Consider the following 261-nt stretch of genomic DNA (forward strand, 5'->3'; position numbering starts at 1 on the left):
AAACATTTGCCCTCTCCTTGGTCAGTGGCCCGGAACTTTCCGTGGCCGTCATCATCTGGTGAGACAAAATATGTCAGACCATACCAATGACTTCTGTGACGACTCGCACAGATACCAAAGTTTTATTTTTGATAATCACCCCGTCGTCAGGCAGGGTCCGTCCAGCCGCAGCGTAACGGCCAATAAACAAGGCGCCCCCCGAACCGGGAGGCGCCTCGTTTGCTTGGCCGGGAGCGCCGCCGAAGCGGCGCAACATCCGAC

1 protein-coding gene is annotated in these 261 nt (G+C 56.7%); it reads right to left on the reverse strand.

Translation table 11 applies throughout. From position 1 onward, the window contains the following. Positions 1 to 73: 73 nt before the first annotated feature. On the reverse strand, positions 74 to 261 hold a 188-nt coding region (locus H261_RS26455; RefSeq protein ID WP_235063056.1), incomplete at its 5' end, for a hypothetical protein.

Origin of the sequence: Paramagnetospirillum caucaseum (assembly GCF_000342045.1) — a bacterium.
GTDB classification, from domain to species: Bacteria; Pseudomonadota; Alphaproteobacteria; order Rhodospirillales; family Magnetospirillaceae; genus Phaeospirillum; species Phaeospirillum caucaseum.